Below are 6,625 nucleotides of genomic sequence, written 5' to 3' on the forward strand. Positions count from 1 at the left end.
CCGCATCAAGATCGCCACCTGGATCACCGACTTCTACAACACCAGGCGGCTACACAGCGTGTGCGGTTTCAAGAGCCCGATCGACTACGAACGCGAGTACCGGGCCACCCTCGCCGAGGGACTGGCCGCATAGATCGTCTCCACGCTGCGAGGGGATTGACAACGCACTCGTAGCTGCCACCGCACTCACCTCACCCGCTTCGGTAACCGTCCTGACCCCCAGGCCCCGAGGACCTCCTGATGCCGTGCGGCCCTGGCATCCGCGTGGTGAAATCTGGACCGTGCCGGTACTCATGACCGAGAGATCCGACCCGACTACAGCGATTTTCGACAAATGTCGGCGGCGGTCAAAACGGTGGCCCTGGCACGGAAAGTGATCCGGACCGGGATCCTGATCCGCGGCCGGCGACTCGCTGGAGGAGCTTCTACGCAACCGTCGCGCCACGGGTCACGAATCGATTTCGATGCCGGTTGGAAGCCCAGCGTGTGGTGTGAGGGGCCTTGACTACCGTACAGCGGGCGTGTTCGCTGTTGCGCCTACAGATGACAATCTCTCACTGCGCAACACTTGTCACTCCTATGCCATCCAGCCCAAGGCTGTCCGAGTCAGCAGAAGCCGCTGACGTCGCAGAGGGCGCACCAAAGCGTCCGGCCAACCGTGCCCGAGCCCGACGACACGAGGAAAGAGAGCATGCCCGCTCCCCAAGTGACGAAATCACCGGCAGATATTCCGGATCAAGAGAAGACCGGGACCCGCTCCCCCTTGGCGTCGATCGCCCCACGCGTCTTCTGGCCGTCCGCGGTCATCATCGTCACCTTCGTCCTCTACACCACGATCTTCAAGAACTCTGCACAGCGCGTCATCAGTGCGGTGCAGGAAGAGATCATTAGCGGTCTCGGTTGGTATTACACCGCTCTCGTCTCACTCTTTGTGATATTTGTCCTATGGGTTGGTATCGGCCGTTTCGGAGACATCAAGCTCGGCAAGGACGACGAGCGACCCGAGTTCAGCATGGGCTCGTGGCTGGCGATGCTGTTCGCTGCGGGTATGGGGATCGGGCTCGTCTTCTGGGGTGTCGCCGAGCCGTTGAACCACTTCGTCTCCCCGAGGCCGGGTGTCGGTGAGGCCGAGGCGACGCGGAGCGAGTTCGCCATGGTCCAGACGTTCCTGCACTGGGGAATCCACCCCTGGGCCATTTACGTCGTGGTCGGTCTCGCCGTCGCCTACGCCGTGCACCGCAAGAGTCGTCCCATCTCGATCCGCTGGGCTCTGGAACCGATCTTCGGCGACAGGATCAAAGGCGCCTGGGGCGACGCCATCGACACCATCGCCGTCGTCGGCACGGTCTTCGGCGTGGCCACCTCGCTCGGCTTCGGCGTCCTGCAGATCTCGGCGGGGCTCGGCCTCCAGGGGTGGGTGACCGACCCCGGCACGCCCCTTCGGGTCGCCCTCATCATCGGCATCACCCTGCTGGCCACCATCTCCGTGGTCACAGGCGTCGGCAAGGGCATCAAGTGGCTGTCCAACATCAATATGGGCCTGGCCGGCGCGCTGTTGGTGTTCATCCTCGTCGCGGGCCCGACGCTGTTCCTCCTCAACGGCTTCGTCGAGAACATCGGCGCGTATCTGCAGAACCTCCTCGCGCTGAGCTTCGAAACCGGCGCCTCACAGGGCGAGGAGGGGACCGCATGGGTCAGCGGCTGGACGGTCTTCTACTGGGGCTGGTGGATTTCCTGGGCTCCGTTCGTCGGCGTCTTCATCGCCCGTATCTCCCGCGGGCGGACCGTTCGCGAGTTCGTCACGGGCGTGCTGCTGGTACCGACTCTGCTGACCTTCTTCTGGTTCGCCGTCCTCGGCGGGTCGGCACTCCACCGCGAGACGGTCGGTGAGGGCGGAATGGTGGGTGAGGACGGCACGGTCGGTACGGACAGCGCGCTCTTCCAGCTGCTCGACGGCCTGCCGGGCGGCGCGCTCGTCGCCGGGGCGACGATCCTGCTGATCGTGCTGTTCTTCGTCACCTCCTCCGACTCCGGCAGCTACGTGGTCGACGTGCTGGCCTCCGGAGGCGACCCCGAGCCGCCGACATGGAGCCGCGTGTTCTGGTGCGCGGCCCAGGGGGCCGTGGCCATCGCACTGCTGGTCGCCAGCGGCACGGGAACCGGGTCGCTGACCACGCTGCAGACGGTGGCGATCATCACGGCACTGCCCTTCAGCCTGGTGATGATCGGGATGTGCCTCGCCACGGCCAAGGCCTTCCGCCGAGAACACCACGCCAATCTGGCCGCTCAGCGGAGGAAACAGGAACAGCGGCTCATCGGCCAGGCCGTCACGGCGTTCGAGGAGGGCCTGGAGAACGGGTCTGCGTCGAACGGGTCCAATGACGGCACGGTGGACGCGCGCACCACATAGGCAGGCACCCGCGCGCCGCGCGCCTCGGCATCAGTCGTGAAGGTCGACGACTCGGGCCGCGGCGCGCGGCATGCACGGTGACCATGTGAGGGTGAAAGACGAAGCACCTACGTGCTTCTCGCGCCGCACGACGCGCAGTCCATGGTCGTATGCGCGATGGGGGCGCCTCCCATGCCTTTCGAGGGCGCTGTCACGTTGGCTGAGCGGGTGGGATGATCTTCTGGTTGATCGTGCTGGAGGGGGCTGTTCCGTGGGGGCCGTGGCTCCGTCGTACAAGGGGCACCGGTACCCGGTCGAGGTCATCTCCCACTGCGTGTGGCTGTATCACCGTTTCCCGCTGTCGTTTCCGCGAGGTCGAGGAGCTGATGCTCGAGCGCGGGATCGTCCTCTCCTACGAGACAGTGCGCCGCTGGTGCGCCAAGTTCGGGCAACGGTACGCCGATTCGCTGCGCCGCCAGCCGGCCCCGACCTGGTGACAAGTGGCACCTGGACGAGGTCTTCATCAAGATCAACGGGGAACAGAAGTATCTGTGGCGGGCGGTCGACCAGGACGGCAACGTCCTGGACATCCTGGCACAGAGCCGCCGGGACAAGGCCGCGGCCAAACGCTTCCCGCGCAGGCTGATGAAGAAGACCCGCACGGTGCCCAGGGTGATCGTCACCGACAAGCTCCGCTCCTACAAAGCGGCCCACCGCGAGGTCATGCCCTTCGTCGAGCACCGCTCCCACAAGGGGCTGAACAACCGGGCGGAGAACAGCCACCAGCCAACAAGGCAGCGCGAACGGGCGATGAAAGGCTTCCGCAGCGTCGGCGCAGCCCAGCGGTTCCTGTCCGCGTTCAGCGGCATCTCACCCCACTTCCGACCCCGACGCCACCTGATGACCGCCACCGAACACCGCACCGAGATGATCAACCGCTTCACCATCTGGGACCAGATCACCGGCGCCACCGGCCAGCTCACCGCAGCTTGAGTCGAGGCTGACACCCGGGCCAACCACACCTGGCGCACCGTCAGACACCCACATGTCCAACAACGTGACAGCGCCGTTCCAGGTGTTAACCGAGCGCGAGGAAAAGGCGTCCGTGACCATCGCCTCCAACGAATCGTTCGGAGGCTGGACGAAGACCTTCACCGACCCCCGGCTCTGCGCGGCCATCGTGGACCGGCTCACCTTCGGCGGCAACATCATCGAGACCGGCACCGACTCCTACCGCCTCGCACACGCCAAGAACCAACAGGGCAACGGCTGACCGACCAGCGCAACCGCGCCTACCCCAGCGGGAAGGAGGCCCGCTGCCGCCACCGCGTCCCGTCGTGGACCAGCAAGTCGACCGACGAGACCTGCGCGACGACGGGGAGACCGGTGAGCAGATCGGCCTCGGCCTTCTCCACGACAGTTTCGTCCTGGCCCTGGGCGACGGTCAGATGCGGGACAACATCGTCGAACTGCCCACCGAACGGCGGGCTTTCCGGCCACCGCTCCACGATGGCCTCGGTGAGACGCCTGAAGCCAGTGTCCGGTTCGGGGGCGAGATACAGCACTCCAGGGAACCGGCCGCAGTGGTCGAACCGGGCCTCGAAGGACTGGTGCCGACCGAGTACCTCGCCGATCGCGGCGCAGACACCCTCGTCAATGCGGCTCGCGTCGAGAAACGGGAAGAGCACGGTGACATGCGCCGGAACACCCGCACGGGCCGAGGGGTCAAGCCGGTCACGCCACGCTCGCACCAAAGGCTCCGCCTCCGGAACCTTCACGATCAGCCCCGACTGCCCTGCCTGGAATCCTTGCGCGTACTCATCCGCCATCGCATCTGTCTATCAGCGAGCCCCGACCGGCGGCGACCCGATAATCACCGCCATGCCAAGCAGGGACGGAGCACCAACCAAGCACACAGGTGGGGCCAAAGCACGGTGACAGATCATGCCCGTGAGATCACCAAGTGGGGCCCAATCCCGCTGTCGAACGGGGCCAGCTCACATTGTCGAAGCCACCTTCGCCCTGCTCCACCAGTTCAAACGACTCGCCGTCGTCGTTGCCCCAACGTCAGAGTTTCTGTCAGTGCCCCCGGTGTCTGTAAGCACTTCTTTGGGCTCCACCACACGGAACTGAAGTGGCTCCAGGCGTAAGAAGTTGATCTGGCTCCACTCTGCGCTCATGGCGCCGCATGGATCTTGGACGGCGGGATAGGGTCCGGTGGGAGGTGTGAGGGGAATGAGTTTCCGGTTGGCGGCGTACGCCGTGTGCATCGAGGGCGGGCGGGTACTGCTCGCCCATCACGCGTCGAACAACTGGACTCTTCCGGGCGGCAGGGTCGAGCACGCGGAGGATCCGTTTGACACGGTGGTCCGGGAGGTTGCTGAGGAGACCGGCTGCTCCGCGGTGGTCGAGCGCCTGCTGGGTGTGGATTCCAGGGTGATCCCCGCGGCCGTCGCGCGTGCGGGAATCGAGCACCAGAATGTCGGTGTCTTCTACCAGGTCCGTATCACTGGTGGCCAGCACCGGCCGGAGCCGAACGGCGAAACCGTCGAGTCGGTCTGGACTCCGATTCCCGATGTCGCTTGCCTGCGCCGGTCATCGCTGGTCGATGTCGGCCTCGCCCTGGCTCAGACGCTTCCGGTGACCGGCCACGTCGCTGCCGTTCCGGTCGGCGGCCTAATCCAGCACTGAGGCGCGCTGGCTGCTCCGCAGCCGGTGCTGAGGCCGAGATTTCGGCGGGCCACGGCTGGGTTTCCAGGGCTGCTTCGAGGCCCGCCACCGTGATGATGTCCGGCCATACCCTTCCGTGCAGGACGTTTGCGATCACCTGCCGGTTCACGCAGCTCTCCCGGGCAGGTCTCTGCATCGTGTCCCTCAGGTTGCGGGACAGCGCCTGCATCACCCGGGCACCGCGGTGCTCCTCCAACTCGGCCTCTGGCCAAGTACCCGTCACCACATACTCGTTCGGCGCCTTCGCGCGCCTGTTCCCACCCGGCATGCTCGCATTCTTCACCAACAGCCGGCTCGCCCGCGCACGGGAAATTCCGGGGCCCTGGGTACGCCGGTGCACGCGGGCGAGCGATGTGAACTCAGCCGTCGGCTTTGCAGGCCTGGCCTCGGCGGACAGCACTCCGCCGAGTGGTAACAGCTGTTACCATCAGGTTATGGCGAAGACGAAGACACAGTTGGGCGCGCGCGTCGACAGCGAGATCAAAGCCTTGGCTGAAGCCCGTGCCGCTGATCGCGGCCTGAGCCTCGGCGACTACATCGCCGGCCTCGTACGTGAGGACACAGAAGGGCTGAGGCAGCAGGGCCTGGACGCCGCCCGGCGCTTTCTCGACGAGCACCAGTCCGTCTTCGACGAGGCGGAAGACGGGGGCCATTACGCACCGGGGGCGCACGCCGCATAATGCACGTGTACATCGATGTCCCATGGATTCTCCAGGTTGCCGAACTCGCAGGCGCAGGTGATCCCGCCCCCGACGACTACGGGGTACCGGTAGCGGCGGTTGCCTGCCACCGAGCCGAACTGCTGGAAACACCCGTCTACGACGGTCCCTACGCCCGCGCCGCCGCCCTGGTACACATCCTCGGCCGCTGCCGCTGGCTGGAGCGTTCCAACATGGCCGTTGCTGCCGCGACCGGCGTGATGTACCTGGAGGCCTCCGGTGTCCCGGTCAAGCCTAGCCGTGAAGACGCTGTCGCTCTGCGTGACCTGTTGCGCGATCCCTCCTGCACCGCCAAGAGGATCGCCGCCCTGCTGCGCGCCTGGCCGCAGGCCACCTGAACTACGCCTCGGCAGTACGCGGGCGGCCCGCCTTGCAGCGCCGATGCCACCGCGCCCCGTGTGGCCGGGACGGGCCCGGCCTGCAGGCCCGGATCCCGGTCACGGCGGGCGGCTCACCGCAGGGGCCCCAGGCGGAGGCGGAAAAGGGCGGCTGTTGAGACCGGTGACCAGATCGCGGACCGAGCGGTTGTCAGCGGCCCGCCTTATGCTGCGGCCACCAGGGCACTGTCAACTTTGACGGGATGTCAGCGGAAATCACCGATCTCCTTCTTGATCATCTGACATCCCGTCAAAGTTGACAGTGCCCAGCGAAGCGATGCTCACCCTCGCGGCCGTCACGTTGATAACCCGTCGTCTCACCCGACAGCCTGTGTATCCCACTGAGCACTGTGCATCGTGAAGTCGCTGGTCACGGGGCTGGTGTGCGTGGGCATCGGGATGCTCATGCT

At 65.9% G+C, this 6,625-nt stretch carries 6 protein-coding genes and 2 pseudogenes; 7 read left to right on the forward strand and 1 reads right to left on the reverse strand.

Annotated elements, in window-relative coordinates; all coding sequences use genetic code 11:
* The 4 genes and pseudogenes from F3T56_RS47290 to F3T56_RS44960 form a co-directional block, all read left to right on the forward strand.
* Positions 1–133: hypothetical protein (locus F3T56_RS47290; protein ID WP_216373109.1), on the forward strand; the 133-nt coding region annotated here is incomplete at its 5' end.
* 558 nt (positions 134–691) lie between these two features.
* Positions 692–2,410 carry a BCCT family transporter gene (locus F3T56_RS44950; RefSeq protein ID WP_172639482.1) on the forward strand — a complete coding sequence of 573 codons (1,719 nt, stop codon included), beginning with the start codon at positions 692–694 and terminating at the stop codon, positions 2,408–2,410.
* Between the two features lie 250 nt (positions 2,411–2,660).
* Positions 2,661–3,382, forward strand: a pseudogene (locus tag F3T56_RS44955) (IS6 family transposase).
* A 76-nt stretch (positions 3,383–3,458) separates the two neighbouring features.
* Positions 3,459–3,662: pseudogene (locus F3T56_RS44960) on the forward strand (ATP-binding protein); the annotation flags it as partial.
* Between the two features lie 19 nt (positions 3,663–3,681).
* Here F3T56_RS44960 and F3T56_RS44965 read toward each other — a convergent pair.
* Positions 3,682–4,218, reverse strand: a complete 537-nt coding sequence (locus F3T56_RS44965) for a 2'-5' RNA ligase family protein (RefSeq protein ID WP_172639483.1) — start codon at positions 4,216–4,218, stop codon at positions 3,682–3,684.
* 406 nt (positions 4,219–4,624) lie between these two features.
* On the opposite strand from F3T56_RS44965, the gene F3T56_RS44970 reads away from it, so the two are divergent.
* The 3 genes from F3T56_RS44970 (at position 4,625) to F3T56_RS44985 (ending at position 6,176) form a co-directional block, all read left to right on the forward strand.
* Positions 4,625–5,080, forward strand: coding sequence for an NUDIX hydrolase (locus F3T56_RS44970; RefSeq protein ID WP_149831235.1), 456 nt, complete (start codon positions 4,625–4,627; stop codon positions 5,078–5,080).
* A 473-nt stretch (positions 5,081–5,553) separates the two neighbouring features.
* The gene (locus tag F3T56_RS44980; protein WP_149831236.1) at positions 5,554–5,799 is read left to right on the forward strand and encodes a hypothetical protein; all 246 of its coding nucleotides are present in this window, start codon (positions 5,554–5,556) and stop codon (positions 5,797–5,799) included.
* Positions 5,799–6,176, forward strand: coding sequence for a fic family toxin-antitoxin system, toxin component (locus F3T56_RS44985; protein WP_149831237.1), 378 nt, complete (start codon positions 5,799–5,801; stop codon positions 6,174–6,176). Before F3T56_RS44980 ends, F3T56_RS44985 begins: the two co-directional genes overlap by 1 nt.
* Positions 6,177–6,625 lie beyond the last annotated feature (449 nt).

Origin of the sequence: Streptomyces tailanensis (genome assembly GCF_008386495.1) — a bacterium.
In the GTDB taxonomy this organism is placed as follows: Bacteria; Actinomycetota; Actinomycetes; order Streptomycetales; family Streptomycetaceae; genus Streptomyces; species Streptomyces tailanensis.

Bases quoted from the DNA above. Each gene is read 5' to 3' on its own strand.
- F3T56_RS44950 (WP_172639482.1), top strand. From the start codon at position 692: ATGCCCGCTCCCCAAGTGACGAAATCACCGGCAGATATTCCGGATCAA.
- F3T56_RS44965 (WP_172639483.1), bottom strand. From the start codon at position 4,218: ATGGCGGATGAGTACGCGCAAGGATTCCAGGCAGGGCAGTCGGGGCTG.
- F3T56_RS44970 (WP_149831235.1), top strand. From the start codon at position 4,625: ATGAGTTTCCGGTTGGCGGCGTACGCCGTGTGCATCGAGGGCGGGCGG.
- F3T56_RS44980 (WP_149831236.1), top strand. From the start codon at position 5,554: ATGGCGAAGACGAAGACACAGTTGGGCGCGCGCGTCGACAGCGAGATC.
- F3T56_RS44985 (WP_149831237.1), top strand. From the start codon at position 5,799: ATGCACGTGTACATCGATGTCCCATGGATTCTCCAGGTTGCCGAACTC.